This is a genomic window from Ruegeria sp. P10, assembly GCF_056534925.1.
In genome coordinates this window covers 37134-61358 of record NZ_JBQERJ010000010.1, presented here as the reverse complement: position 1 = coordinate 61358, position 24225 = coordinate 37134, and the positions used below count along the sequence as shown (strand labels likewise).

The 24225-nt window shown below is 59.1% G+C and carries 26 protein-coding genes, 1 pseudogene and 1 riboswitch; of the genes and pseudogenes, 18 read left to right on the top strand and 9 right to left on the bottom strand.

What is annotated here, in order from left to right; translation table 11 throughout:
• Positions 1 to 35: 35 nt before the first annotated feature.
• Together ACR0FB_RS16595 and ACR0FB_RS16590 are read right to left on the bottom strand one after the other, a co-directional pair.
• Positions 36 to 506: a hypothetical protein gene (locus ACR0FB_RS16595; protein WP_480621457.1), complete on the bottom strand. Its 471-nt coding sequence runs from the start codon at positions 504 to 506 to the stop codon at positions 36 to 38.
• An 82-nt stretch (positions 507 to 588) separates the two neighbouring features.
• Complete coding sequence (locus tag ACR0FB_RS16590; RefSeq protein WP_171637437.1) at positions 589 to 765, bottom strand: zinc-finger domain-containing protein; 177 nt, start codon at positions 763 to 765, stop codon at positions 589 to 591.
• Positions 766 to 852: 87 nt separating this feature from the next.
• Here ACR0FB_RS16590 and ACR0FB_RS16585 point away from each other — a divergent pair, with 87 nt between their 5' ends.
• Positions 853 to 1845 carry an ABC transporter ATP-binding protein gene (locus ACR0FB_RS16585; protein ID WP_480621505.1) on the top strand — a complete coding sequence of 331 codons (993 nt, stop codon included), beginning with the start codon at positions 853 to 855 and terminating at the stop codon, positions 1843 to 1845.
• On the opposite strand, the gene ACR0FB_RS16580 is transcribed toward ACR0FB_RS16585, so the two are convergent.
• A complete protein-coding gene (locus ACR0FB_RS16580; protein ID WP_171724734.1) occupies positions 1842 to 2306 on the bottom strand; it encodes a DUF1203 domain-containing protein in 465 nt (154 codons plus the stop codon). The two genes, ACR0FB_RS16585 and ACR0FB_RS16580, sit on opposite strands and share 4 nt — an antisense overlap.
• Before the next feature lie 109 nt (positions 2307 to 2415).
• Here ACR0FB_RS16580 and ACR0FB_RS16575 point away from each other — a divergent pair, with 109 nt between their 5' ends.
• The 3 genes from ACR0FB_RS16575 (at position 2416) to ACR0FB_RS16565 (ending at position 6870) form a co-directional block, all read left to right on the top strand.
• Entirely contained in the window at positions 2416 to 5334 is a 2919-nt protein-coding gene (locus ACR0FB_RS16575) for an error-prone DNA polymerase (RefSeq protein WP_480621456.1), read from the top strand.
• 48 nt (positions 5335 to 5382) lie between these two features.
• Positions 5383 to 5796 (top strand): group III truncated hemoglobin, encoded by a 414-nt coding sequence (locus ACR0FB_RS16570; RefSeq protein ID WP_480492054.1) that lies wholly within the window; start codon positions 5383 to 5385, stop codon positions 5794 to 5796.
• A 135-nt stretch (positions 5797 to 5931) separates the two neighbouring features.
• A complete protein-coding gene (locus ACR0FB_RS16565; RefSeq protein ID WP_209835164.1) occupies positions 5932 to 6870 on the top strand; it encodes a DMT family transporter in 939 nt (312 codons plus the stop codon).
• A gap of 8 nt (positions 6871 to 6878) precedes the next feature.
• Here the strand turns inward: ACR0FB_RS16565 and ACR0FB_RS16560 are convergent, their stop codons facing one another.
• Together ACR0FB_RS16560 and ACR0FB_RS16555 are read right to left on the bottom strand one after the other, a co-directional pair.
• A complete protein-coding gene (locus ACR0FB_RS16560; RefSeq protein WP_257599578.1) occupies positions 6879 to 7607 on the bottom strand; it encodes an NYN domain-containing protein in 729 nt (242 codons plus the stop codon).
• 88 nt (positions 7608 to 7695) lie between these two features.
• Complete coding sequence (locus ACR0FB_RS16555; protein ID WP_209835163.1) at positions 7696 to 8808, bottom strand: S-(hydroxymethyl)glutathione dehydrogenase/class III alcohol dehydrogenase; 1113 nt, start codon at positions 8806 to 8808, stop codon at positions 7696 to 7698.
• Positions 8809 to 8938: 130 nt separating this feature from the next.
• Here ACR0FB_RS16555 and ACR0FB_RS16550 point away from each other — a divergent pair, with 130 nt between their 5' ends.
• Both ACR0FB_RS16550 and ACR0FB_RS16545 read left to right on the top strand, forming a co-directional pair.
• Positions 8939 to 9226, top strand: coding sequence for an I78 family peptidase inhibitor (locus ACR0FB_RS16550; protein WP_171637451.1), 288 nt, complete (start codon positions 8939 to 8941; stop codon positions 9224 to 9226).
• Positions 9227 to 9288: 62 nt separating this feature from the next.
• Positions 9289 to 10941 carry a DUF6504 family protein gene (locus ACR0FB_RS16545; protein ID WP_480621455.1) on the top strand — a complete coding sequence of 551 codons (1653 nt, stop codon included), beginning with the start codon at positions 9289 to 9291 and terminating at the stop codon, positions 10939 to 10941.
• Positions 10942 to 10944: 3 nt separating this feature from the next.
• Here the strand turns inward: ACR0FB_RS16545 and ACR0FB_RS16540 are convergent, their stop codons facing one another.
• The gene (locus ACR0FB_RS16540) at positions 10945 to 11670 is read right to left on the bottom strand and encodes an SDR family NAD(P)-dependent oxidoreductase (protein WP_480621454.1); all 726 of its coding nucleotides are present in this window, start codon (positions 11668 to 11670) and stop codon (positions 10945 to 10947) included.
• Positions 11671 to 11863: 193 nt separating this feature from the next.
• Here ACR0FB_RS16540 and ACR0FB_RS16535 point away from each other — a divergent pair, with 193 nt between their 5' ends.
• The 5 genes from ACR0FB_RS16535 to ACR0FB_RS16515 are packed head-to-tail and all read left to right on the top strand — an operon-like array spanning position 11864 to position 16070.
• Positions 11864 to 13195 (top strand): NAD(P)/FAD-dependent oxidoreductase, encoded by a 1332-nt coding sequence (locus ACR0FB_RS16535; protein ID WP_171637457.1) that lies wholly within the window; start codon positions 11864 to 11866, stop codon positions 13193 to 13195.
• On the top strand, positions 13149 to 13694 hold the full coding sequence (locus ACR0FB_RS16530) for a chalcone isomerase family protein (protein WP_171637459.1): 546 nt from the start codon (positions 13149 to 13151) through the stop codon (positions 13692 to 13694). Before ACR0FB_RS16535 ends, ACR0FB_RS16530 begins: the two co-directional genes overlap by 47 nt.
• On the top strand, positions 13694 to 14917 hold the full coding sequence (locus ACR0FB_RS16525; RefSeq protein WP_480621453.1) for an MFS transporter: 1224 nt from the start codon (positions 13694 to 13696) through the stop codon (positions 14915 to 14917). The genes ACR0FB_RS16530 and ACR0FB_RS16525 overlap by 1 nt, the downstream gene beginning before the upstream one ends.
• Positions 14914 to 15531: a DUF3833 domain-containing protein gene (locus ACR0FB_RS16520; RefSeq protein ID WP_480621452.1), complete on the top strand. Its 618-nt coding sequence runs from the start codon at positions 14914 to 14916 to the stop codon at positions 15529 to 15531. The genes ACR0FB_RS16525 and ACR0FB_RS16520 overlap by 4 nt, the downstream gene beginning before the upstream one ends.
• Entirely contained in the window at positions 15528 to 16070 is a 543-nt protein-coding gene (locus ACR0FB_RS16515; protein WP_480621451.1) for a DUF3833 family protein, read from the top strand. The genes ACR0FB_RS16520 and ACR0FB_RS16515 overlap by 4 nt, the downstream gene beginning before the upstream one ends.
• Before the next feature lie 29 nt (positions 16071 to 16099).
• Here ACR0FB_RS16515 and ACR0FB_RS16510 read toward each other — a convergent pair whose 3' ends face one another.
• Both ACR0FB_RS16510 and ACR0FB_RS16505 read right to left on the bottom strand, forming a co-directional pair.
• Positions 16100 to 16324, bottom strand: a complete 225-nt coding sequence (locus ACR0FB_RS16510; RefSeq protein ID WP_152459486.1) for a hypothetical protein — start codon at positions 16322 to 16324, stop codon at positions 16100 to 16102.
• A gap of 301 nt (positions 16325 to 16625) precedes the next feature.
• Positions 16626 to 16778 (bottom strand): annotated as a pseudogene (locus ACR0FB_RS16505) (IS5/IS1182 family transposase); the annotation flags it as partial.
• Positions 16779 to 16851: 73 nt separating this feature from the next.
• A riboswitch (cobalamin riboswitch) is annotated at positions 16852 to 17055 on the top strand.
• Between the two features lie 82 nt (positions 17056 to 17137).
• On the opposite strand from ACR0FB_RS16505, the gene ACR0FB_RS16500 reads away from it, so the two are divergent.
• A complete protein-coding gene (locus tag ACR0FB_RS16500; protein WP_171724747.1) occupies positions 17138 to 18391 on the top strand; it encodes an aromatic ring-hydroxylating oxygenase subunit alpha in 1254 nt (417 codons plus the stop codon).
• A gap of 5 nt (positions 18392 to 18396) precedes the next feature.
• Positions 18397 to 19479 carry an FAD-binding oxidoreductase gene (locus ACR0FB_RS16495; protein ID WP_480621450.1) on the top strand — a complete coding sequence of 361 codons (1083 nt, stop codon included), beginning with the start codon at positions 18397 to 18399 and terminating at the stop codon, positions 19477 to 19479.
• Positions 19480 to 19495: 16 nt separating this feature from the next.
• Here the strand turns inward: ACR0FB_RS16495 and ACR0FB_RS16490 are convergent, their stop codons facing one another.
• A complete protein-coding gene (locus ACR0FB_RS16490) occupies positions 19496 to 19771 on the bottom strand; it encodes a hypothetical protein (protein ID WP_209835156.1) in 276 nt (91 codons plus the stop codon).
• 309 nt (positions 19772 to 20080) lie between these two features.
• On the opposite strand from ACR0FB_RS16490, the gene ACR0FB_RS16485 reads away from it, so the two are divergent.
• The 5 genes from ACR0FB_RS16485 to ACR0FB_RS16465 all read left to right on the top strand — a co-directional run bounded on the left by ACR0FB_RS16485 (position 20081) and on the right by ACR0FB_RS16465 (position 24061).
• Positions 20081 to 21265: a tyrosine-type recombinase/integrase gene (locus tag ACR0FB_RS16485; protein ID WP_480621449.1), complete on the top strand. Its 1185-nt coding sequence runs from the start codon at positions 20081 to 20083 to the stop codon at positions 21263 to 21265.
• A gap of 108 nt (positions 21266 to 21373) precedes the next feature.
• Positions 21374 to 22042 (top strand): hypothetical protein, encoded by a 669-nt coding sequence (locus ACR0FB_RS16480; RefSeq protein WP_480621448.1) that lies wholly within the window; start codon positions 21374 to 21376, stop codon positions 22040 to 22042.
• 103 nt (positions 22043 to 22145) lie between these two features.
• Entirely contained in the window at positions 22146 to 22370 is a 225-nt protein-coding gene (locus tag ACR0FB_RS16475; RefSeq protein WP_171638472.1) for a helix-turn-helix transcriptional regulator, read from the top strand.
• Positions 22371 to 22503: 133 nt separating this feature from the next.
• The gene (locus tag ACR0FB_RS16470; RefSeq protein ID WP_425079899.1) at positions 22504 to 22728 is read left to right on the top strand and encodes a hypothetical protein; all 225 of its coding nucleotides are present in this window, start codon (positions 22504 to 22506) and stop codon (positions 22726 to 22728) included.
• Positions 22729 to 22909: 181 nt separating this feature from the next.
• The gene (locus tag ACR0FB_RS16465) at positions 22910 to 24061 is read left to right on the top strand and encodes a hypothetical protein (protein WP_480621447.1); all 1152 of its coding nucleotides are present in this window, start codon (positions 22910 to 22912) and stop codon (positions 24059 to 24061) included.
• Positions 24062 to 24225 lie beyond the last annotated feature (164 nt).

Genomic DNA, 24225 nt, shown 5'->3' with positions numbered 1-24225 from the left:
ACAGGGTCGCGCGGGTGACCAGCCAAGAACGCAGCCTAACCGCCAAACAATCCCGAGAAGACGTCAGAGAAACTGTTCAGCAAAGCCATGATCACCAACACCCCCAGCAAGGCAAAAAATACAAACGCAAAGAACTGGAACAGGATTGCCCCCGTACCTATAACCATTCCGGCGATGGCAGGGCGCCGCTTTTCGTGACGCAGGATGCCAACGGCCGATATGACGGTTGCAAGCCCGCCAAGCATGGCGACTCCGATCCGCAGGAAATCATCCAGGTCGCGGGCGCGGGCAACGGGCTCGGGTTGTTCCATCCCCGCGGCGGCCCTCAGGGTCGATTTGCCGATCTCGGCCGCCAGTTCGCCCAGCGACACACCCGCAGTCTGCTGAGGTGCAAAGGGCCCCGCCCAGAATACGAACAACGCAGCAAACAACGCCAAAGACGCGATGCAGAACCCAGCCCAGCCGAAAACCGGGTTAACATTGTCAGTGGCCGAAATTCCGGTCATCACGTATCCCTGCTTTGGTTGCGCCAAAGCACTAACATGAAAACCGAGGCAAGATTTGGGCCAAACCCGGCTGGTCGGGCAATCAGCCCTGATCACGGCCCTTCAGCACATATTTGCAGTCGCAATACGGGCATTCGACCCAGCCTGTATCCTCGGGGATTTGCAGCCAGACGCGCGGATGGCCCAATGCGCCTTCGCCGCCGTCACAGGCGACACGGGCGGTTTCGACGATCTTGGTTTCCGGCGCTTCGATGGTCACGGCTGGCGATCCTTCTTCGGTTGTCGGCCTCGCGGGCATGTATTAGGTGCGTTTATGAGCGATGAGCAATCCGGGGGCAAGAGCCACATGAGCGATGCGGCAATCAGGATCGAAGGTCTGCGCAAGACCTATCGTGGCGGCAAGGGTCAGCCTGAGAAACACGCGCTGAAAGGCATTGATTTGACTGTTCCCAGGGGCTCGGTTTTCGGGCTGCTGGGCCCGAACGGCGCCGGGAAATCGACCCTGATCAATATTCTGGCCGGGTTGGTGGTGAAGTCCTCGGGCCGTGTGTCGATCTGGGGTTTCGATCAGGATCAGAATCCGCGGCAATCCCGCGCCGCGATTGGTGTGATGCCGCAGGAGCTGAACCTTGACCCGTTTTTCACCCCGCGGGGCGCCTTGGAAGTACAGGCAGGCCTGTACGGCGTTCCGAAATCCGAACGTCGCAGCGATGAAATCCTTGAACTGGTCGGCCTCAGCGACAAGGCCGAGGCCTATGCCCGCACGCTGTCGGGCGGGATGCGGCGGCGGCTGCTGCTGGCCAAGGCGCTGGTGCACCACCCGAAAATCCTGGTGCTGGACGAACCCACGGCAGGCGTGGATATCGAACTGCGCCAGATGCTGTGGGCCAATGTGCGCAAGCTGAACCAGCAGGGCATGACCATCATCCTGACCACCCACTATCTGGAAGAAGCGCAGGAGATGTGCGACGAAATCGCCATCACCAACCACGGTGAAAAGATCGCTCAGGACAGTACCGCCAACCTGCTGGGCCGAATGGACAGCCGGACCATGGTCATTGTTCCCGACACCCCGGTGGTCGACCTGCCGGTGACCGAAGGCGTCGAGGCCAGCTTACGTGAAGACGGCAGCCTGATACTGCAATATCGCAGCGCCCGGACCAGCGCCGAACAGGTTCTGGAATCCGTCCGGGCGGCGGGCATCCGCATCCGCGACGTGCGCACCGAAGAGGCCGATCTCGAGGACGTGTTTCTGGCCCTGACCTCCTCGCGCACCGACGATGCCCCGGCCGACGATCAGGACCAGCCGCGCCGGGGCCTGCACCGGGTCAAGCTTTAAGCCCGGTCGATCCGTGCTTGGTAGCAGTTGTTCCGTGCAGATCTGACGTGAATATAGGCCACGTCCGGGCGGGCAAAAATGTCGCTGACTTTTGCGTTGATCTGATCCTTGGGCGTGATTGCCCCGGTGCCATAAACGATCCGGTCATCTGGTCCATACCCCTTGATCAAATAGTCGGGTGCAGTGGTCAAAATCTCGGGCAGGGCGTCGCCTTCATAGCGCTCGCAAGGCGTTGCGCACAGAAAGATCGGTCCTGTTTCAGCGTAGGGATGTGGCTCTAAAAAGGGGCGATGCGCCAATATCAGCATCTCTGCGCCTTCGGGAATGTTCTTCAGGCAGTGGCGACAGGGGTTGCCGGCCCCCGACGAAACGGCGCGCTCGGGCGCAGCGCCATATGCATCAGGCTGACCTGCCTGAAGGGCGCGGACTTCGTCAGTGGGCAGAGCGGTGATCTTAAACATATGGGTCTCCTTTTTCTGCAACCATGCGCGCCTGGCCTGGTCCAGGCGACCCGTTTCCTGCGCAAAGGACTCGAAAAAGAACAAAACGTGAATATAATGTGGAATCGCCATGTATGCCGAACTGTCGATCACGTCGAACTTCACCTTCCTCACCGGGGCCTCGCACCCCGAGGAGTACATGGAGCGCGCCGTCACCCTGGGCCTGCCCGCCATCGCCATCGCCGATGACAACTCGGTGGCCGGCATCGTCCGCGCCCATACCCAGGCGCGCGAGATCGCCCGCAAGGTCCGTGAGCGCCGCGCGTGGGACGAGCAGAACACGCCCATCGGCCCGCCCTGCCCCGATCACATCCCGAAACCGCCCTCGTTCCCGGTGCATGCGGTGCCGCGCCTGATCCCGGCGGCGCGGCTGATTTTTACCGATGCCCCGCCCGTCACCGCCCTGCCCATCAACCGGCAGGGTTGGGCCAACCTGTGCCGCCTCCTGTCCACCGGACGGCTGCGCGCGGCCAAGGGTGACTGCATCCTGCACCTGTCCGACCTGCTGGAATTTTCCGACGGTCTGCACCTGCTGCTCTGGCCACAGGCGGGCCGCCCAACCGGCGGCGCGAGCGGATGGCGGACACAGGCGGAACAGCTGACGCGCCGCTTTGCCGGTCGCATGCATCTGCTGATTCACCCTCGGTATGATGGCGCCGATAGCGCATTTTTTCACTTGTTAGAGACTGAATCTCATCATCTGAACCTGCCCACAATCGCCAGCGCCGCGCCGATGATGCATCACGGGTCGCGCCGCAAGCTGGGTGATGTGCTGACCGCGATCCGCCTGCGCCGCAAGGTGGACGATCTGGGCCGCGACGCGCTGGCCAATGGCGAACAGCGCCTGCGCTCGGAACCCGAGATGCTGCGCATTTTCAAGGGCTTTGAGGACGCCGTGGCCCGCGCTTATGCGCTCAGCCAGGAACTCACATTCTCGCTGGACGAGCTGCGCTATGAATATCCCAGCGAGGGCAGCGACCAGGAAACCCCGACCCAGCGCCTGCATCGGCTGGCGCATGAAGGGTTGAAATGGCGCTATCCCGCCGGGGCGTCCGAGAAAGCCAAAAAGATGCTGGCGCATGAACTGACGCTGATCGGCAAGCTGAAATACGAACCCTACTTCCTGACCGTCCGCGACATCGTCCATTTCGCCCGCTCGCGCGGTATCCTGTGCCAGGGGCGCGGCTCGGCAGCAAACTCTGTCGTCTGTTTCTGTCTTGGCATCACCGAGGTCAGCCCCGAGATGGGCACCATGGTGTTTGAACGTTTCGTCTCCGAGGCGCGGGACGAGCCGCCCGACATCGATGTCGATTTCGAACATGAACGCCGCGAAGAGGTGATCCAGCACATCTATGACCGCTATGGCCGCGAACGCGCGGGGCTGTGCGCCACGGTTGTCCACTATCGGGGCAAGCGCGCCATCCGAGAGGTGGGCCGCGCCATGGGCCTGACCGAAGATACGATCTCGGCGCTTTCCTCACAGCTTTGGGGGTTTTTCTCGGCCTCGGGGCTCGAGGCACAACGGATGCGCGAGATCGGCCTCGACCCCCAAGACCGCCGCCTGAAACAGACTCTAATGTTGGTTCATGAGATCGACGGCTTTCCCCGCCACCTCTCTCAGCACGTGGGAGGATTCATCATCACCGAGGGTCGGCTGGATGAGCTTGTCCCCATCGAAAACGCCACGATGGAGGGCCGCACGGTCATCTGCTGGGACAAGGACGATATCGACAGTCTTGGCATCCTCAAGGTCGATGTCCTCAGCCTTGGCATGCTGACCTGCATCCGCAAGGCCTTCGACCTGATCGGCCAGCATCACCAGACCAGCTACACCCTTGCCACCCTGCCGCCCGAGGATCCGGTGGTCTATGACATGCTGTGCAAGGCGGACTCGGTGGGCGTGTTCCAGGTGGAATCACGCGCGCAGATGAACTTCCTTCCCCGGATGCGGCCGCGCAATTTCTATGATCTGGTGATCGAGGTCGCCATCATCCGCCCCGGCCCCATCCAGGGCGATATGGTTCACCCCTATATCCGCCGCCGGAACGGAGAGGAGGAGGTCAGCTTTCCCTCGGACGCACTGGGCGAGGTCTTGGGCAAGACGCTGGGCGTGCCGTTGTTTCAGGAACAGGCGATGCAGATCGCCATTGTGGGTGCGGGGTTCACCCCGGAACAGGCCGACCGGCTGCGACGGTCGCTGGCGACCTTCAAGAAGCATGGCAGTGTCAGCGAATTCCGCACCCTGTTCCTGCGCGGGATGCAGCGCAACGGCTATGACGCCGAATTTGCCGAACGCTGTTTCTCGCAGATCGAGGGGTTCGGCTCCTACGGCTTCCCCGAAAGCCACGCGGCCAGCTTTGCGCTGCTGGTCTATGCCAGCGCCTGGATCAAGTGCCACCACCCGGGGATTTTCGCCTGCGCGCTTCTGAATTCGCAGCCGATGGGCTTCTACGCCCCCGCCCAAATCGTGCGCGATGCGCGCGAGCATGGCGTGCAGGTGCGCCCGGTCTGCATCAATGCCAGCTTCTGGGACAACGTAATGGAGCCTGACGGTCAGGGCGGGCTGGCCCTGCGGCTGGGCTTTCGCCAGATCAAGGGGCTGAGCGAGGAAGACGCCAGCTGGCTGACCGCCGCGCGCGGCAACGGCTACCATCAGGTCGATGATGTCTGGCGTCGTGCGGGGCTGGGCCCGTCGGTGATCGAACGGCTGGCCGAGGCCGATGCCTTTGCCGCCTGCAGCCTGACCCGGCGCGAGGCGCTGTGGCAGGCCAAGGCAATTGCCACAGCCAAGCCTCTGCCCCTGTTTGCGCAGGATCTGGAAGGCGAGGCGCTGGACGAGCCCGCCGCCCATCTGCCCCGGATGTCGCTGGGCGAACAGGTGGTCGAGGATTACGTCGCCACCCGCCTGAGCCTGCGGGCGCATCCCGTGGCCCTGCTGCGGCACCTGCTGACGCCGGGGCAGCGCGACAATACCACCTCTGTCACATAACGCCGGAACCGCCTATCTGCCAAAAAACAGAGGTGAAAACAGGCCACCATGACCAGACCAACCCTTCCGCCGCGCTTTCCCGCGACGCCCGAGCAGATCAACGCACAGGTTCGCGCCTTTTACGCCCGTGTGCGGCAGGACGCGGTACTTGGCCCGGTATTCGCCAACCATGTCACCGACTGGCCCGCGCATGAGGAAAAGATCGCATCCTTCTGGCGCAACGCCATCCTGTTCGAGCGCAGCTATGACGGCAACCCGCAGCGGGTGCATATCGAACGACCGGACGTGAAGCCCGAGATGTTCGCCCATTGGCTGGACCTGTTCGAAGAGGTCGCCACCCAGACCCTGCCCCCGGAAACCGCCACCCCATGGGTCGCTCTGGCGCGCCGCATCGGTGTTGGGATGAAAGCCGGGGTGCAATCGGCCCGCCAGCCCAAGAACGCGCCACCGATCCTGCGTTGAGCCCACGTCATGGCTGCCTTGCGATGTTAGCGGTAAATTAGGGGCTATGCGGGTCGAGGAAATAGGGTTAGTCAGAGACACGACAGCCCCTTTTGCGCTGCCCCTTCACATCGACACATCACCCGAGGCCGACCCATGAGCACTCAGAACACCACCCTCCGGGGTCTTGGCTATGCATTCGCGGGCTTTGCGGTCTTCGCCACCCATGACGCGCTGATCAAGGTGCTGGGCGGGACCTACTCGGTGATGCAGATCATCTTTTTTGCCACGCTGTTTTCCTTTGTTCCGATGGCCGTGACGATCTTGACGGACCGGACCACGGGCAACTTCCTGCCGCATCACCCCTGGTTGGTGTTGCTGCGCTCGGGTCTGATGGTCACGGCCATGTCCTGCGCGTTCTATGCCTTTTCGGTCCTGCCCCTGGCCGAGGTCTATTCGTTGCTGTTTTCTTTCCCGCTGATCGTCACGGTCCTGTCGATTCCGATACTGGGCGAAGTCGTCCGGGCCCAGCGCTGGGCTGCGGTTGGCGTGGGTCTGATCGGGGTGCTGATCGTTCTGCGCCCCGGCGCAACGGATATCACGCTCGGCCATCTGGCCGCCCTGATGGCCGCATTCTGCAGCGCCTTTGCATCGGTGCTGGTGCGCAAGATCGGAAACGAGGAACGATCGGCCGTGCTGATCCTCTACCCAATGCTGCTGGCGATCGTGGTCATGAGCCTGGCCCAACCGGCCGTTTATCAGCCGCCGTCCCTGTTGCATCTGGCCATGATGGCGCTGGTCGGCGTGTTTTCCGTGATCGCCCAGCACCTGATCATTCTGGCCTATCGCGCTGCGCCCGCCGGCGTCATCGCGCCCAGCCAGTACAGCCAGATCATCTGGGCCACGATATTCGGCATGATGTTCTTTGGCGAAACGCCCGACATGTGGGTCGCAGTCGGGGCCAGCATCATCATCGCGTCCGGTGTGTTCGTTGTCTGGCGCGAGAGCCGGGCCAATGTGTCGCCGAACAAGCCTGTTCTGCGCGTCCGCTCGCCGCGTTCCGACACCGGCGCCTCAGCGCGACCGGGGTCGTAGGGCGTCTGCTACTGATCTTTCAATCTGATCTTCAGGCCGCCGTTTTCGCCTGTTTCCTCGAACTTCCCGATGGCTCGTACCAAGTCGCTCAGCCGCTTGAAGCCATAGGTTCGCGTGTCAAAATCCGGATAGTTCATGCTGAGCTGACTGCCTAGCCAGCCAAGGCCCGCCCACCCGTCCGGTTCCTCGGATTTGAGCACTACATTCCGGATCAACTGATAAGCATGGTTCAGTTCTTGTTTGGCAGAGGGCTTCTTAGCTTTCTCCGGGGAATCGTTCGCCTGCACCTCCTCCTTTTTTATATTCTCGATGTAGATGAACCGGTTGCAAGCCGCGACAAAGGCTTTGGGCGTCTTTTCCTCGCCGATCCCGAAAACACTCAGCCCCTGTTCGCGGATGCGGCTGGCCAGGCGGGTGAAATCGCTATCGGATGACACCAGAACGAACCCGTCGAAGCGGCCCGAATGCAGAATGTCCATCGCGTCGATCACCAGGGCGATGTCCCCGGCGTTCTTGCCGGTGGTATTGGCGAATTGCTGATGGGGGACGATGGCGTATTCCGCCAGTTTCTCGGCGCTCCAGCCCTGCGGGATACCGCCGGAAAAATCGCCGTAGATCCGGCGCAGACTGGCCTCGCCCAATGTGGCGACTTCTTCGAAGATTTCGGCGACGTGTTTTGCCGGAACATTCTCGGCGTCAATCAGAACGGCAAGGCGTTCTGTGGTGGTGTTGGTCAACTTGGTTTCTCAATTCAGACGTATTATTCTGACCTGAACATAGGGGCAAACGCGGGCGGGTGTAACCCCGCCCGTTCACATTCGGGGTTCAGTAGATCACCACCGACCGGATGCTTTCGCCCTTGTGCATCAGGTCGAAGCCGGTGTTGATATCGTCCAGACCCATGGTGTGGGTGATCATCGGGTCGATCTCGATCTTGCCTTCCATGTACCAGTCGACAATCTTGGGCACGTCCGTGCGCCCGCGCGCGCCGCCGAAGGCGGTGCCGCGCCACGACCGGCCGGTGACCAGCTGGAACGGACGGGTCGAGATCTCGGCCCCCGCGGGTGCGACGCCGATGATGATCGATTCGCCCCAGCCCTTGTGCGCCGATTCCAGCGCCGCGCGCATCACGCCGACATTGCCTGTTGCATCAAAGGTGTAATCCGCGCCGCCCTTGGTCAGGTTGACCAGATAGGGCACCAGATCGCCCTCGACCTCGGACGGGTTGACGAAATCGGTCATGCCGAATTTCTCGGCCATCTCGACCTTGGCCGGGTTCAGGTCGACGCCGACGATCTGATCGGCCCCGGCCAGACGCAGGCCCTGAATCACGTTCAGACCGATCCCGCCCAGACCGAACACGATGGCACGGCTGCCGATTTCCACCTTGGCGGTGTTGATCACCGCGCCAATGCCGGTGGTCACACCACAACCGATGTAGCAGATCTTGTCGAAAGGCGCGTCTTCACGCACTTTGGCCAGCGCAATCTCGGGCAGAACCGTGTGGTTCGAGAAGGTCGAGCAGCCCATGTAATGCAGGATCGGATCCCCATCCAAGGTCGAGAAACGAGAGGTGCCATCGGGCATCAGGCCCTGGCCCTGGGTTTCCCGGATCGCCTGACACAGGTTGGTCTTGGGATGCAGACAGTATTCGCACTCACGGCATTCGGGGGTGTAGAGCGGGATCACATGATCGCCCGGCTTCAGGCTGGTCACGCCTGGGCCGACCTCGACCACAACGCCTGCGCCTTCATGGCCCAGAATGGCCGGGAACAGGCCTTCGGGGTCGGCACCCGACAGGGTGAATTCATCCGTATGACAGATACCGGTGGCCTTGATTTCAACCAGAACCTCGCCCGCCTTTGGGCCTTCAAGGTTCACATCCATCACTTCCAAAGGTTTGCCTGCCTGAATGGCGACGGCGGCACGGGTACGCATGGTACTTATCTCCCTGTCACTTTTGCCCCGACCCTGCGTCAAATACAGGGTGGTTTCAACTGTGCTTTCTTGGCAGGTTGGCTAATTATTTGATATTGCAGAAACGACATTGCCAGAATGAGGAACGCCAATGCACCGTTTTTTACCGATCTTTATCTTTCTGGCGGCCTGCGCAGACACAAGCGTCCCGCAGGATGTCGCCGCCACCTCAGAAGACGCACCTGTTGATCTGGCATTTTGCAAGGGCGAGCCCTTTGCCGAATCCGTTGGTCAGCCCGTTTCAACGATTCAGGCTGGTCTTCCCGAACGGTCTCGTGTTTTGGGCCCGGACGACATCGCGACACAGGATTACCGTATCGACAGGCTGAACGTCTATGTGAACGACGCCGGTGTTATTCAGCGTCTGACCTGCGGGTAAGCGTGGACTCGGCTGGTGATTCTGAATTAAGAACAAAATAAGAACATCAATGATGCCTGCCGATGCCCAAACGCCGAATTCTTTCGCTCTGGTTTCCCCGTCTGGGGGCCGAACGGCTGGTCCGCGCCGCGCGGGGCCTGCATGCCGGGCCTTTGGCCGTTGTGGCCGAACAGTCGAACATGCAGATCGTCACGTCATTGAATGCCGAGGCGCAGGCCGCCGGATTGCGCGTGGGTCAGCCGGTCCGCGATGCCCATGCCATGTGCGCCAGCCTGATCACCCGCCCTCGCAACGCCCCGGCCGAGGCTGCGTTTCTGACCGCGCTGCGCCGCTGGGCGGGCAAGTTCAGCCCGTGGGTGGCCGAAGAGGCCCCCGATGGCCTGATCGTTGACCTGTCGGGCTGTGCCCATCTGTTCGGCGGTGAAGAGGCCTTGCTGAGCGTGCTTGAGACCGACTGCGCCGACATGGGCCTGAGCGTGCAGATGGGCATCGCCGACACGCTGGGCGCAGCCTGGGCGTTGGCGCGCTATGCCGGGCAAGAGGCCACGTCCGATCGCAACGGCGACGCCATCAACCAAGAGGCCCGCGCCACCCGCGCCCGGGCAAGCAAGCGGCGGCACTGGACCAGGGGCGGGGCCGCGCCACAGGTGATGGCGCTGGGCGGTGGCGCGCGGATTGCCGCGCCGGGGCAGGCCTATGGCGCGCTCAGCCCCTTGCCCATCGCGGCGCTGCGGCTGGACGATCAGACCGTGGCGCAACTGAACCGCCTGGGCCTGCGCCGGATCGGTGATCTGCTGGGCCAGCCGCGTGCCAGTTTGGCACGGCGGTTCGGCCGCGGGCTGGTGTTGCGTCTGGATCAGGCCATGGGCAGCGCGCCCGAGCCGGTCTCGCCCGCCCGTCCGCCCAATCACTTTGCGGTGCGGATGACTCTGCCCAACCCGATTGGCCTGGTCGAAGACGTGATGGCCGCTGTCGATCGGATTCTGCCAACGCTCTGCACCAAACTGGAAGAGAAGGGGCGCGGGGTCCGCACGCTGCGCCTGGAAGCCCACCGTGCGGATCAGGCCGCTGAAATTATCGAGATCGGCCTGGCCCGTCCGACCTATGATAAAAACCGTATTTGCCCTTTGTTAGAGATGAAAGTTGACAAGATCGACGCAGGCTATGGCATCGACTTGCTGCGGCTTGAAGCGATCCAGACAGAACCCATCCACGCCCGCACCATCGCCGGTCATGCCGAAGCGCGCCGCGTGGCCCGCAACCGGCTTGAGGGCAATACAGCCGTGGATGACCTGATTGGGAAACTGGGCGCGCGGGTAGGGCTGGACGCGATCACCCGGCGGCATCCTGCGGCCTCTCATATCCCCGAGAAAACGGCGCAAACGCTGGCGGCGGCCTGGTCGGAACCCGCGCGCGACTGGCCTGCCCCGCCGCGCCCCCGCCCCTTGCAGATGTGGCAGCCCGAACCCGTGATGGCCCCGGAAACCCCGAATGTGCCCCGCACCTTTCGCTGGCGTGGACGAGACTGGCAACTGGCACAGGCCACCGGCCCGGAACGCATCGCGCCGGAATGGTGGCTGGATGATCCCAACTGGCGCAGCGGGGTACGCGATTACTGGGTGGTGGTGACAGAACAAGGGGAGCGCCTGTGGTTGTTCTATGGGCACGGGGGCGCGATGTCCGCAGGCTGGTTCTGTCAGGGGCAGTTTTGTTAGAGTCTATTTCCCACGATAAACCAGCAGATCCGGCAGACAGTCGATCAGACGAATGAACCAGGAAAACGGTGCCGGAAAATCCGTACGGAAACGGCGACGCGCCATCGCCTTGACCACGCGATCCGCCGCATCCTCGGGCGACATCAGCATCGGCATCTTGAAACCGTTCTTTTCGGTCAGTCGGGTCTTGATAAAGCCCGGATTGACGATACGCACCGTCACGCCAGTATCCGCCAGATCGTGTCGCATCGTCTCGGCCAGAGAAATCAGTGCGGCCTTGCTGGCTCCGTACCCGATGGCGGCAGGCAGCCCATGATACCCGGCCAGTGACCCGATCAGAGTAACCTCTCCCTGGCCTGCCCGGACAAAACCCGGAACGGTTTCACCCAGAACCCGCAGCGCACCCAGATAGTTCACATCGCTCATCCTGAGCGACGCCTCGGTGTCCCATTCGGGCGAACGCATGGGGTCATAAGCCCCGGCATTGTAAACCAGCCCATCGACATGCCCCGCCTCGGCAACAGCCGAACGAACAGAGTCTAAATGGGTCACATCGCACCGAATCGCGCGCGCATCCGACAGTTCAGAACACAGTTCGGACAACCTCTCAAGATTGCGCGCAGACAGGATCAGGGAAGCACCCTGTTGGCCAAGCGCATGCGCCAAAGCGCGACCCAGCCCTTCGCTAGCGCCGATGATCCAAATGGTTTTGCCGTCAAAGCTGCTCATGTGTGGGCCGATTCAGTTGTGTTTCACGATAATACGGCCTTGCGCCCGCTTCGGATCAAAACGGTGGCGCAGGTCACGGAAGCTCAAACCAGACGCCACAAGGTAGTGCATCTGTTAAAAACTTCTAATCGGATTGATCCACTTGTGCCTACCCTGCGTATCTTCTTGTAAACTGTCACATAAAGAGGCTGGAATGTTCGACGAACCCCGGGGTGTACGGAAGAAAATCGCGATTGTAGGTGCAGGCATTTCGGGTCTTTCCGCCGCTTACTATCTTTCAAAAAACAACGACGTGACAGTCTATGAAGCCGAGCCTCGGCTTGGTGGCCATGCCCGCACGGTGATGGCCGGAAAGAACGGGGATCAACCGGTCGATACGGGCTTTATCGTCTTCAACTATGCGACATATCCCTACCTGACCCGGCTGTTTGATGAGCTCGGCGTGCCCGTGATCGAAAGCGAGATGAGCTTTGGCGCGACAATCGACAATGGCCGCATTGAATACGGGTTGAACAATCTGCGCACACTGACCGCTCAAAAGCGCAATCTGGCGCGTCCGGCTTACTATAAGATGATCGCTGATATTCTGCGGTTTGGCAAAGAAGCCCCCGGAGCCGCCAAGGACGATGACACCACGATTGGCGAATTGGTGGACCAGCTGCGGCTGGGTCACTGGTTCCGGCACAATTATCTGATGCCGATGTGCGGTGCCATCTGGTCCACGCCGGTCGAGTTCGTGGATCAGTTCCCCGCACGCTCTTTGGTACAGTTTTTCCGCAATCACGCTTTGCTGGCAAGTGGTCGCGCAAACCAGCATCAATGGTACACGGTCAAAGGCGGCAGCATAGAGTATGTCCGCCGGATCGACGCAGCCCTTCGTGCGCGGGGGGCAGAAATACGTCTGGCCAGCCCCGTTCAGAATATATCCCGTGACGAGATGGGCATCACCATCCACAGCCAGGGCGCCGTGGATCAGTTCGATGAAATCATCCTGGCCACCCATTCGGACCAGTCGCTTGCCATTTTAGGTGATGGCGCGACCCCCGCGGAAGCCGCTGCATTGGGCGCAATCCGCTACCAGCCCAATATGGCCATATTGCATTGTGACCCAGGTCAGATGCCAAAGCGGCGCGCCTGCTGGTCAAGCTGGACCTATCGTTCGCAAGCCGGAGACGTGGGGGTAACCTACTGGATGAACCGGCTTCAGAACATTCCGGACAGTGACCCGCTGTTTGTAACGCTGAACGCTTCATCAGAAATTCCCGCGGAAAAGATCTATGACAAAGTCGAATTTGCCCATCCGGTCTTCGACAAGGCCGCGCTGAAGGCGCAAGGGCAAATCCGCGAGATGCAGGGACAGAACCGAACCTGGTTTGCCGGTGCTTACAACCGGCACGGATTTCACGAAGACGGGATAGCCAGCGCGATGCATGTCGTTGCTCGAATAAATGGTGCCCCGCAAACCATCGGAGCTGATAATGGCATTCTTGGGAAAGACCCGGCCCTATCTGTTGCCGCAGAATAAGGCGATATGGCGCACAGCGTTTCTTGCACTTTCCTTGCTGATCCCCAATGGGCTGATCGCATCGCCGGTCACGGAAGAACTGAACGGTGCCCAACTGCGCGGAACCGCGACGTTCCGGTATCTGGGTTTGCCGATCTATGACGCCAAACTCTATACGCCCAAAGGTGCGCCGTTCAGTTGGAGCGAAGATATCGCCCTGCAACTGACTTATCGCAAGAACATCAAGAAGAAAGCGCTGGTCAATTCGACGCTTGACGAGATGGACCGCATTGGCCGTTCAGCACCGGTTCGCGACCAACTGAACCGGTGTTTCAAAGCCGTGGCAAAAGGGGACAGCTATCTGGCGGTTTCTGATGGTCCCGACAAGGTCAGTTTCTGGTTGAACGGGCAAAAGACGTGCACCATGGCGCATCCGGGCATCAAGCGCAGTTTCATGTCTGTATTTCTGGGAGACAACACGCGGTCCGCGTCCTTCACGCGCAGGCTACAGGGGCGGTGATGCTCTATCCCCGGGTCAGTCTCTATGCGCTGATGCTCGCTGCGGCGGGTATCCCGCTTTATATCCACTTGCCGCGCTTTGCAGCCGTGAACCTGGGTATTGGCCTTGGGGTCATTGGTACGGTGCTGCTGGTGATCCGTTTGGTGGATCTGGTGCAGGATCCGCTGATCGGTTGGGCAATCGACCGATGGCCCGGCGGCCAGCTTGCATTTGCCGCGATGGCGGCTTTGGGGCTGGCGATCGGGTTTCCCCTGCTTTTCAATCTGCCGCAGGGTGCCAGCGTGCCGGAACTGGTCGCGATCCTGATCTTGCTGTTCTCGGCGTACAGCCTGGGAACCATCCTTCTTTATGGTCGCAGCGCAACTCTGGCGAAGCGAACCGATCCGAAAGAGCTGATGACACTGGCCGCCTATCGTGAAGGCGGGCAGTTGACCGGGGTGGTCATCGCAGCCAGCGCTCCGGCCCTGTTGGTTGCTTTCGGGGCACACTCCCAAGGCTACCCCGCATTCGGCGCGTTCCTGGGGCTGCTGTCCGTTGTGACCCTGACACTGACGATCCCGATCTGGCGACGCAGACCGATCACCGGATCAGGCCTGTCCTTTGCGGGTCTGGGTCAGGCCGGTGGCTTGCGCCTTCTTGCGCTGGCTTTGGTCAACAGCCTCCCGGTTGCCATAACCTCCACCCTGTTTCTGTTTTTTGTGGAAGACCGGCTGCAACTGCCGGGCAAGGCGGGTCCTTTGTTGATCCTGTTCTTCCTGAGCGCAGGCGCGAGCGTTCCGCTCTGGGCAAAGCTCAGTAACAAAATTGGCCCGAAACAGACTCTGATTATTGCCATGCCGCTCTCGATCGCCGGCTTTATCGGCGCTGCCACACTGAGTTCAGGAAACCTTGCGGGTTTTGCAATGATCTGTCTCGCCTCGGGCGCGGCGCTGGGCGCGGATATGGTCGTGTTGCCGGCCATGTTCTCGATCGTGCTTACCCGGGCCGGGCTGAACGCATCAGCCGCGTTTGGCATCTGGTCCTTCGCTGGCAAACTGGGCCTCGCCCTGGCTGCCTTTTTCACTCTGCCGCTGCTGGAACGCAGCGGTTTCACCCCCGGTCAAACCAATTCAGCACAGGCACTGGATACACTCAATCTTGCCTATGCGGTGCTGCCCTGCATCCTGAAAGTCGGAGCGTTCGGGATGGTGTTGACCCTGCCCACCGAGGTCACAAGCAAATGAACGCTTTCACCATCATCCTTCTGGTCCTTCTGACCGCTGTCTTCATCCGTGCAAGGCTGCTGAGCTTTCGCGCGCAATCGCCGTCCGATTACAGTGGCACCGGGCCAGATTTTTCCCTGAAAAAGCACCTGAACGGAGAGATCTTGTCCGAAGGCCTGATCTATGGCCCCAACGGCAAAATGTCGAACAGCTTTGTCGCGCGCATGTCCGGCGAATGGCAAGGCAACTCGGGCACGCTGACCGAGTACTTCACCTATTCCAACGGAAAACAGATGACCCGCAAATGGTACCTGACGCTGGGAACTGGCAACACATTCACGGCAATGGCGGATGATATCGTGGGCGAAGGTCGGGGCATTATCTCGGGGTCCACGGTGAAACTGACCTATCGTATCATTCTGCCAGATGACGCTGGTGGACACACACTGGATGTCACCGATTGGATGTACCTGACAGAAACCGGCGTCATCATGAATCGGTCCGAGATGCGCAAGTTTGGCGTCAAGGTCGCGGAACTGATCGCCACAATGCGTCCAAGCCCCAGATCGAAACCGATGCATCCAAGTGGGTCAAACGGGTATGACGCGACTTCGGAAGGGAAGCCGTTGCAATGATCACCTTTCGCTCTTTCATCGCCTGCGTCGCCATCGCAAGCCTTACACTTCTGGCGGCCTGCTCCAGCAAACCGAAGGTACCAAAAACGTTTCTGTCGGACCGGCAGTTGAACCTGGAAGAGTTTTTTGAGGGTAAAACAGTGGCCTACGGTCAGTTTCAGGATGTTCTGGGAAATATCCCCCGCAGATTCACGGTTGATATCGACGGAACATGGGACGGCGAAACCCTGACCCTGGTCGAAGACTTCGTCTACGACGATGGCGCGACGGAACAACGCATCTGGACATTGACCAAAACCGGAGAGGATACGTGGACCGGTACGGCGCCTGGCGTGCTGGGCACCGCCAGCGGGATTGAACGCGGGGATACGTTCAACTGGAAATACAAGATCGACCTGCCGATCAAGGACGGGACCATGCGTGTCAAATTCGACGACTGGATGTGGCTGCTGGATGACGACCGTCTGCTGAACCGCGCGTATGTCTCACGCTATGGCGTCCGTCTGGGTGAAGTCATCCTGTTCTTCGAGAAGAAATAGGGCCGTCAGGCCCGGTTTCATCACAAAAGTCAGTAGAAAATAAACTCGTCCACCAATGCTGTCGTCGATCCCTTGACCTCACCGGCCGTGTTTGCCCTTGGCCCGTCCGAGGCTGCGCCCTCGGCGCGTTCGCCGCCCTCGACCTTCAAGCGCGCGCGTTCTATCTGCCCCCAGAGGAAAAACAGACCATCCCGTTTTCCCATGAGGCGCGAAGGAACTGTTGTCCGCAAAACACCTGTTTTCGGTTTTGGCATCTGCTCTCTTACTGCCTCCGGTGTTTTCCACCATTTTCGGAAAACGTAATGGTTTTTCCCGAAAAAGACAATTTTTTATGGACAAAATGAGGTTTTCTACCGTCCGTTGACAGGATGGACTGACAACTCTCGCATGACGGATATTCGCCTTCTTCACCTGCCTCATGGCAAGCCAGCACTATCCCAAACGGATCAACTTCACCCAAAAGGGTTTGCTGCAAACCTCCTTCACTTGGCCTGACTCTCTCTTTTCCAGCCATGCTCAGGCGACGTGCAGCGTTTCGTTTCTGAGCAGAGCAGCCGGGCCTTCGCTGTCACGGCTGGGGGACAATTTGACGGCCCGGATGTCAGACGTGGCCGCATCCATCGCAAAGCCCACTGGCCCCTGCAGAACGCCGTGCTGGCGGGCTTGCCATGCCCCTGTGCCAAGGACCGTGATCCCGGCGCCGTCCACTCAGCCGGAAAATTTCCATGTCTGTTTTGAAACCGGAAATGTCGCAAGCATTTCAGCGCCCAAGCAGGTAGAAAGTAGGCTGCCATCGTGAGGTGCCGCTGTTTGATTCTCAGACCGCGGAGAATTGGGAAGCCGGTGGAATTCCGGCGCTGCCCCCGCAACGGTAAGGAAGGTCAGGTTCGACAATCAACCACTGGGACGAGGATCCCGGGAAGGTGTCGCAACCGGGTGCAAGCCCCTTTCAAGTCCGGAAACCAGCCTTGCAGATATGTCAAACCGCGGGTGGCGGTGGGGGCACGGGTTTCGGACGTGGTCCTCGCGCGCCTCCGGACGGTTCCTCCCTGTCATCTGCCCAAGCAATGCCGCGGGGCGCGGCAGGAGAGCCAGAAGTGAACAATGTCCAAAACCTGTTGGCGCGTCGAATCCCGGGCTATGCTCTGGAACGGGCCTTTTACACCGACCCCGAGATCTTTCAGACCGACCTGGAAACCATCCACTATCGCGAATGGCTCTTTGCCATTCCGGCCTGTGAACTGGTGAAAGCCGGCGACTATGTAACGTACAACGTGGGTGCCTATCGCGTGATCATCGTGCGCGGCGCCGACAACCAGATCCGGGCGTTTCACAACACCTGCCGCCATCGCGGCTCGATCATATGCAAGGCGGCAAAAGGCAACGCGCCGAAGCTGGTTTGCCCGTATCACCAATGGACCTACGAGCTTGACGGCTCTTTGCTGTGGGCCCGCGACATGGGGCCAGAGTTTGATCCCAGACAGCATGGTTTGAAGACGGTTCATTGCCGCGAGCTTGCCGGGTTGGTCTATATCTGTCTGGCGGATGTCGCCCCGGATTTTGACACGTTTGCCAATATCGCGCGCCCGTATCTTGAGCCGCATGATCTTGCGAATGCCAAGGTCGCATTCGAAAGCTCGATCATCGAGAACGGCAACTGGAAACTGGTCTGGGAAAACAATCGCGAGTGCTATCACTGCGGCGGCAACCACCCTGCGCTGTGCCGGACCTTCCCTGATGATCCGGGCGTGACGGGGATCGAAGGCGGTGAAACCCCAGCCTATATGCAAGCCCATTTCGACAGGTGCCAGTCAGCGGGTATGCCATCGCAGTTCTATCTGCACGAGGACGGCCAATTCCGTCTGGCGCGCATGCCGCTGAAAGAAGGCGCCGAGAGCTATACGATGGACGGGAAATCCGCCGTGCGCCGCTGGTTGGGCCGGTCGCCCTTTGCGGATGCGGGATCGCTTTTGAAGTTCCACTATCCGACTACGTGGAACCACTTTCTTGCCGATCACTCGATTGTTTTCCGTGTTACGCCGATCAGCCCGACAGAGACCGAGGTCACGACCAAATGGCTGGTCAACAAGGATGCGGTTGAAGGCGTTGACTACGATGTGAAACGCCTGACCGAAGTCTGGGTCGCCACAAATGACGAAGACCGTCAGGTGGTCGAGGACAACCAGCAGGGCATCAACAGCCCGGCCTATGTGCCCGGCCCGTATTCAGCCATTCAGGAATCCGGCGTACTGCAATTCGTGGATTGGTATTGCAGCACAGTGTCGGCCCGCCTGACCCCTGACTACATGGCGGCGGAGTAAGTCTGATGAAAGATCTGGACACGCTTTCATCAGCCGTTTGGCAGGATGGAGAGATGCTGGAATGTGTCTCGGTCGTGCCCGAGATGCCGAACACCGCCAGCTTTTCGTTCCGGGCCCCCTCTGGGGCGCAGTTCGCCTATCACCCCGGTCAGTTCCTGACGCTCGAGATTCCGGCGCTTGGCCAGCCCGGGGGAGTCGTGTATCGCACCTACACGATCTCATCGTCGCCATCGCGGCCGCGGTCGATCACCATCACCGCCAAAGCGCAACCCGACAGTATCGGCACGCGCTGGATGCTGGACAATCTTCAACCCGGCATGCGGCTCAAGGCCATTGGGCCTGCGGGCCTGTTCACCAACGTACTGAGCGATGCGCGCAAGTTCCTGTTTATCTCGGCTGGCTCAGGCATCACACCGATGATGTCAATGACCACCTGCATGTGGGACGAAGGCCGCGATCTGGACGTTGTCTTCATCAACTGCGCCAAGCGGCCATCCGAGATCATCTTCCGCCAGCGCTTGGAACAGATGGCCAGCCGCACGGATGGATTGGACCTGAAGTTCGTGGTGGAAGAGCCGGACCGCTACCGCCCATGGACGGGATATCAGGGGCAGTTCAACCAATTGATGCTGGGCCTGATGGCGCCGGATTACCTTGAGCGCGAAGTCTATTGCTGCGGTCCCGAGCCCTTCATGCAAGCGGTGCGCGACGCGCTGGCCGGTCTTGGTTTTGATATGGACAACTATTATCAGGAAAGCTTCGGCGCGCCGGTGGAAACCGAGGCGGATCAGCCCGAGTTGGATGACGTTGTTCTGGACGACGACAGCAGCGCCGAAATCCTGTTCGCGACCTCGGGCGTGACGGCCAAGGTTGCCGAGACCGACACGGTGCTTGCCGCCGCCCGCTCGGTTGGCCTGAACATTCCGTCAGGCTGTACCTTCGGCGTGTGCGGTACCTGCAAGGTCAAGAAAACCGCTGGCGAGGTCCACATGGTCCACAACGGAGGGATCTCGGAAGATGACATCGACGCGGGGTACATTCTGGCCTGCTGCTCGAACCCGATCGGCAAGGTCGAAGTCGAGGTTTAGGCGCTTCGCATCCCGATCAAAGCCGCAGCGTGGCTGACACCCGCTGCGGCTTTCGGCGCGTTTTTTCTGCCCGTTGCAGAATCCGGGCCAGATTGGGTCGCCGGATGTCCGGCACTTTCAGAACTTTGTCATCTTCACGCAGAACCAGCTGCCCGTCTGCTCTGGGTTTCGACATGTGCGAGGCGTGGACCTCTTCCATCGCATCCCGCTTGATACCATGCTGGCCGAATTCGAGATTTGTTCCGCCGAGGTCGTGTTGGATGGCACAAAGCGTGTCCGGCACCTCGATCAAGCCCGTGGCTTCGACCGTCGTTCACAGCTGGGCCAAACACAAGCAGTTCGCTGTAAGCCAAGATCATAGTCCATGGAAAAAAGTGGTGAGCCGTGCAGGATTCGAACCTGCGACCCACTGATTAAAAGAACGGCCAGAGCCATTTCGCTGTATTTCTCCGGATTTCGCCACATTGACAAAAATGAAGCGAAAACAATTATTTACGTTGACCTTCGTTGCGCCTTGAATTCATGAATTACTCCAGAATTCGCCGCCATTTGCTTCCGTATAGCTTCCGGAAGCAGGCCGGAAGCAAGGAGTGTTCTGGATATGTTCAAATTGACCAAACGCGCGGTTGAGGGGCTTGCCGTAGAGACCAAGGAATACCTTGTCTGGGACCGGGACATGCGCGGCTTTGGGCTGCGGGTCTATCCCTCCGGCAAGAAGGCCTATCTAGTTCAGTACCGAGCCGGTCGCCGGACGCGACGGATCACAATCGGCCAGCATGGTGTTCTGACGGCTGAGGAAGCACGGACACACGCCAAGCAGCTTCTGGGCGACGTTGCGCGCGGATCAGACCCATCTGCCGAGAAGCAAGCCAAGCGGCGCGCACCGACCGTTGCCGGGCTGTGTGACCGGTTCCTCGAGGAATATGTCGATCAGCATTGTAAGCCAACCACGGCCCGCGATTATCACAGCATCATTCGCCGATTCATCCGGCCCAAACTTGGACCTATACCAATTGGCGAAGTAACCCGTGCCGACGTGGTGGCATTTCATCACGGTTTGCGCGAGACGCCTTATCAGGCAAACCGGGCGGCGGCGATGCTGTCGAAGCTATTCAATCTGGCCGAGGATTGGGGGTTGCGGCAACCGGGATCGAACCCCGCGCGCCGGATCAAAAATTTTCGCGAAGAAGAAAAGAAACGCTATCTGTCAGACGCGGAACAGATACGGCTTGGTGAAGTGCTGGCCGAAGCGCTGGAAGACGGCACAGAGACCGTTTACGTGGTGTCGGCCCTGCTACTGCTGATTTACACCGGATGCCGCCTCAGCGAGATTCTGACGCTGCGGTGGGACTATGTTACGTCGCACCATTTGGAGTTACCGGACAGCAAGACCGGCCGTCGCCGTATTCCGTTGCCGAGGGAAGCCTATGACATCCTGATGGATTTGCCCCGGCAACCGGGAAACCCCTATGTAATATTAGGGGAGTCAGATGATGGCCCATTGAACAACCTGCAAAAGCCGTGGCGACGTATACGTAAGACGGCAGGGTTGGAGGATGTCCGTATTCACGACCTGCGACATACATATGCCTCGGTCGCCATGAAAGACGGGATCGATCCGTTCACTCTGAAAGAGATTATGGGACACAAGAATCTGACAACGACACTACGTTACGCGCACCTTGCCGATGATGCTGTTCAGCGCGCGGCTGGGTCTGTCGCGGCAAGATTGGCACGCGCAGTTCGAAAGGACGTAAGAACCGCGCCCCTTCGGGTTGTGCAGTAATGTTACCTTACATAGGGGCATCGGCAAGGATTTGAACGCTCTATGTATAGGTTACGTTACATAGGGCACCACAACGCGACCATAAGATATCATACAGGCTTGGAACACATGCTGGACAATCACGACAAGAAGCTTGAACTGGACCTTGAGCATATGTGGAGCCAGATGCAACTACCGTTGCCCGTCGCTAAGGGCTTTGCCACGGATATTGAATATATTGCTCGACACTATCGCCCCAAAGACCGGCGATCAAAGCCGCTTCCTGCGAAAGAGCGCAAGGCGATTTACAGCAAGCTCAACAAGACCATCGGCTCTCTGCTGGATCAGCTTTCAAACCTGCCTCCTTCTATTCAATGGGAAATTGAAGAAGTTGGAATGGCGAATGAGCCGGAAGACTATTTTGAGAACGCGATTGGTGCTGACCACGAAGGGCTGGACTACGGAGAGTATTTGATTGACGTCCTGAAAGGGAATCTCCCCGAGATAGCGTTCCTGATCCAAGAAGGTCTGGACCATCACAAGCGCCCACGCGCCCGCCCTAAACAGAACGAAAGCTTGGAAGATACAATCCAACAGCTTGCGAAAGTGTTCCAGCACTACACCGGACGCAATCCAATGAAGACCTATCGCTATGACGAACTGGACGAAGAACAGCCCTACAAGAGCGATTTCTTTAGTTTCATGTATGCGTTTTTCTGGATCGATCAGAATCACAAATTCCCGACGTCGCACACTCTCGGAAACGCGACATTGCGCGTGTTTGGCCTTAAAAAATAGGGGATGTCATAAATGGACAAATTTTGAGCCATATATGACATTAGATTGAGACGGACCTACGCTGCATATTGGCTGCAATGAAACGATATGCAGCGAGGCAACCATGCAAGCACAGATTGACCCTGACTACTTCGACCGGCTCATCGACGAGAAAGAAGCCGCCAACTATCTCTGTTATTCAGTACGCGCATTGCAAAATTGGCGTGTTCGAGGTGGTGGGCCTATGTTTGTAAAGGTCTCTGGTCGGTCTGTCCGTTACACGCGCAGTGACTTGAAAAAATGGATCGCTGAAAAGCGCGTCGCCAATACCAGCGCCGCACCTTCCTAACATTTGAGTTTTGCCCGTTCAGAGTTGGCAGCGCTGAGCGGGATTTTGGGGCCGGATGGCTCTCAGGGGCGCGGGGTGTCGCCACCCTGCGCCCTTTTTGTGTCTGCCAAACAATTCAAGCAAGGAGTTCACCATGACACAGCAACCCGCTTTCAAATTCAAAATCGGGCTGATCACCGCAACGATCTGGGACAATGATGGGTTTTTCTCAGTCGATATCTCACGATCCTACAAGAACGGGGAGGGCGACTGGCGTACCACCAGTGCGTTTTCTCACAATGACCTTCTGAACGTCTCTAAATGTGCGGAACGTGCAGAGAATTGGATTTCGCGAAAGCAGGCAGCAGCCAGCCAATGATATCCGCCGGGCGTCCAGCCCGGCCCCAAAACAATAGCTGCCCCGCCGGAGGCACTATCGAAGGGCGCGCCAGCGCCCGCCCCTTTTCCCAACCTCAACCAAATCGCGCGGCATTCGCCGAAAGAGGGGGGTGATTGTAGCACCCCCCTCTGGAAATACCGGAGCCCAAGGAGACCTCAAAATGCACGTTGTACATCGTGGATTCGACACTATCGCACTTTCTATTCAGGCGAATATCTCTCAGGAGTTGTTCGACCTGCTGAACACTGAAAGGGAAAGGGCCGAAGAAGAGCGGCATCCCGTTCCTTTCAGCTACGGCGGCGCGGACTTTGATCTTTTGCCACATGGCGGCAACGGGTATCGCTTTATCCTCAAAGGTGGGCCTTTGGATGTCCATTGGTCCTTCAAGAAACCAAATGCACGCGATCCTTGGGGCATTCGGATTTCGGTTGGTTCAACTCTTCTAGCGACACAAGGACTCGGATACGCTCGTTCCTACATCGATAAGACCCTAACTAGGCTTGGAATCCGCTTTGCGTCGCATCAGGTCAGTATCAGTCGTGCCGATTTCTGCGTCGATATTCTCGCGCCGGAATTCGAACTTGTTCCTGAAAACTTCGTCATTCACAGCCACACCAACCGCGCTGACTATCTCACTGCTCAAGATGATGTGCGCAGCAACGGTAAATCTGGTCAGTTCACATCTGTCACGGTTGGCAAAATGCCGGGACGGCAGGTCATCATCTATGACAAACGTCGCGAAGTGATTGATAAGAAAAAGCCGATCTGGTGGGATATCTGGAACGCCAACCTAGACCGGGATGGTTTGCCTCCTTTGGACCCTTCTGATGCGTCTCAGAGCCGCGTGTGGCGCGTTGAGGTGCGTGCGGGGAAGGACTTGCTCAAAGATCGTTGGCAGATCAGGACGTGGCCTCAGTTCGATGCCATGTTCGGCGATGTCATCGCAGAGGCATTAAAAAAGATACGTTACTGTGAACCTGATCCTGATGATGGAAACCGCGCGCGCTGGTCCAATCATGAAATCTGGAACTTGGTTGCCGCGTCGTCAGAGGATGACCTGCTGGAAATGCGCAGCCACGTCGATGCCACAAGCATTAAGCACGTACACCGTACTGAGCAAATTAGGTTGATATCAGCACAAATGGCGGGCCTTGGGATCACGCTGGCCGCGCTGGAAGATACTCAGGAAAGTGAGCTGGGTGAATTTATGGAAAGTGTAGGGGGCAGGCTCGCAGAGAATGTACAGGCTGATCCTGAGCGCGCCGCAAACAAGCTGCATGAAGCGAAGAACAGATATCGGTTTATTGCGTAGACCACTGACGAGCACTCGCCTTTTTTGTGGAGTGCCCGTTAGGGCAGTTTGAGCCCAAAGGCGACGATGCTGTGAAACTGTCAAGTGTCAGCATTGCGCAGTCACCAGACAAAGCAATACTACTAGCGCGGCAGAAAAAAAGGCTCCCGAAAGAGCCCTTGGAT

Excerpts from the sequence above, each read along its gene's own strand:
- ACR0FB_RS16595 (WP_480621457.1), bottom strand. The coding sequence starts at position 506 with ATGACCGGAATTTCGGCCACTGACAATGTTAACCCGGTTTTCGGCTGG.
- ACR0FB_RS16585 (WP_480621505.1), top strand. The coding sequence starts at position 853 with ATGAGCGATGCGGCAATCAGGATCGAAGGTCTGCGCAAGACCTATCGT.
- ACR0FB_RS16580 (WP_171724734.1), bottom strand. The coding sequence starts at position 2,306 with ATGTTTAAGATCACCGCTCTGCCCACTGACGAAGTCCGCGCCCTTCAG.
- ACR0FB_RS16575 (WP_480621456.1), top strand. The coding sequence starts at position 2,416 with ATGTATGCCGAACTGTCGATCACGTCGAACTTCACCTTCCTCACCGGG.
- ACR0FB_RS16570 (WP_480492054.1), top strand. The coding sequence starts at position 5,383 with ATGACCAGACCAACCCTTCCGCCGCGCTTTCCCGCGACGCCCGAGCAG.
- ACR0FB_RS16565 (WP_209835164.1), top strand. The coding sequence starts at position 5,932 with ATGAGCACTCAGAACACCACCCTCCGGGGTCTTGGCTATGCATTCGCG.
- ACR0FB_RS16555 (WP_209835163.1), bottom strand. The coding sequence starts at position 8,808 with ATGCGTACCCGTGCCGCCGTCGCCATTCAGGCAGGCAAACCTTTGGAA.
- ACR0FB_RS16550 (WP_171637451.1), top strand. The coding sequence starts at position 8,939 with ATGCACCGTTTTTTACCGATCTTTATCTTTCTGGCGGCCTGCGCAGAC.
- ACR0FB_RS16545 (WP_480621455.1), top strand. The coding sequence starts at position 9,289 with ATGCCCAAACGCCGAATTCTTTCGCTCTGGTTTCCCCGTCTGGGGGCC.
- ACR0FB_RS16540 (WP_480621454.1), bottom strand. The coding sequence starts at position 11,670 with ATGAGCAGCTTTGACGGCAAAACCATTTGGATCATCGGCGCTAGCGAA.
- ACR0FB_RS16535 (WP_171637457.1), top strand. The coding sequence starts at position 11,864 with ATGTTCGACGAACCCCGGGGTGTACGGAAGAAAATCGCGATTGTAGGT.
- ACR0FB_RS16530 (WP_171637459.1), top strand. The coding sequence starts at position 13,149 with ATGGCATTCTTGGGAAAGACCCGGCCCTATCTGTTGCCGCAGAATAAG.
- ACR0FB_RS16525 (WP_480621453.1), top strand. The coding sequence starts at position 13,694 with ATGCTCTATCCCCGGGTCAGTCTCTATGCGCTGATGCTCGCTGCGGCG.
- ACR0FB_RS16520 (WP_480621452.1), top strand. The coding sequence starts at position 14,914 with ATGAACGCTTTCACCATCATCCTTCTGGTCCTTCTGACCGCTGTCTTC.
- ACR0FB_RS16515 (WP_480621451.1), top strand. The coding sequence starts at position 15,528 with ATGATCACCTTTCGCTCTTTCATCGCCTGCGTCGCCATCGCAAGCCTT.
- ACR0FB_RS16510 (WP_152459486.1), bottom strand. The coding sequence starts at position 16,324 with ATGCCAAAACCGAAAACAGGTGTTTTGCGGACAACAGTTCCTTCGCGC.
- ACR0FB_RS16500 (WP_171724747.1), top strand. The coding sequence starts at position 17,138 with ATGCCGCGGGGCGCGGCAGGAGAGCCAGAAGTGAACAATGTCCAAAAC.
- ACR0FB_RS16495 (WP_480621450.1), top strand. The coding sequence starts at position 18,397 with ATGAAAGATCTGGACACGCTTTCATCAGCCGTTTGGCAGGATGGAGAG.
- ACR0FB_RS16485 (WP_480621449.1), top strand. The coding sequence starts at position 20,081 with ATGTTCAAATTGACCAAACGCGCGGTTGAGGGGCTTGCCGTAGAGACC.
- ACR0FB_RS16480 (WP_480621448.1), top strand. The coding sequence starts at position 21,374 with ATGCTGGACAATCACGACAAGAAGCTTGAACTGGACCTTGAGCATATG.
- ACR0FB_RS16475 (WP_171638472.1), top strand. The coding sequence starts at position 22,146 with ATGCAAGCACAGATTGACCCTGACTACTTCGACCGGCTCATCGACGAG.
- ACR0FB_RS16470 (WP_425079899.1), top strand. The coding sequence starts at position 22,504 with ATGACACAGCAACCCGCTTTCAAATTCAAAATCGGGCTGATCACCGCA.
- ACR0FB_RS16465 (WP_480621447.1), top strand. The coding sequence starts at position 22,910 with ATGCACGTTGTACATCGTGGATTCGACACTATCGCACTTTCTATTCAG.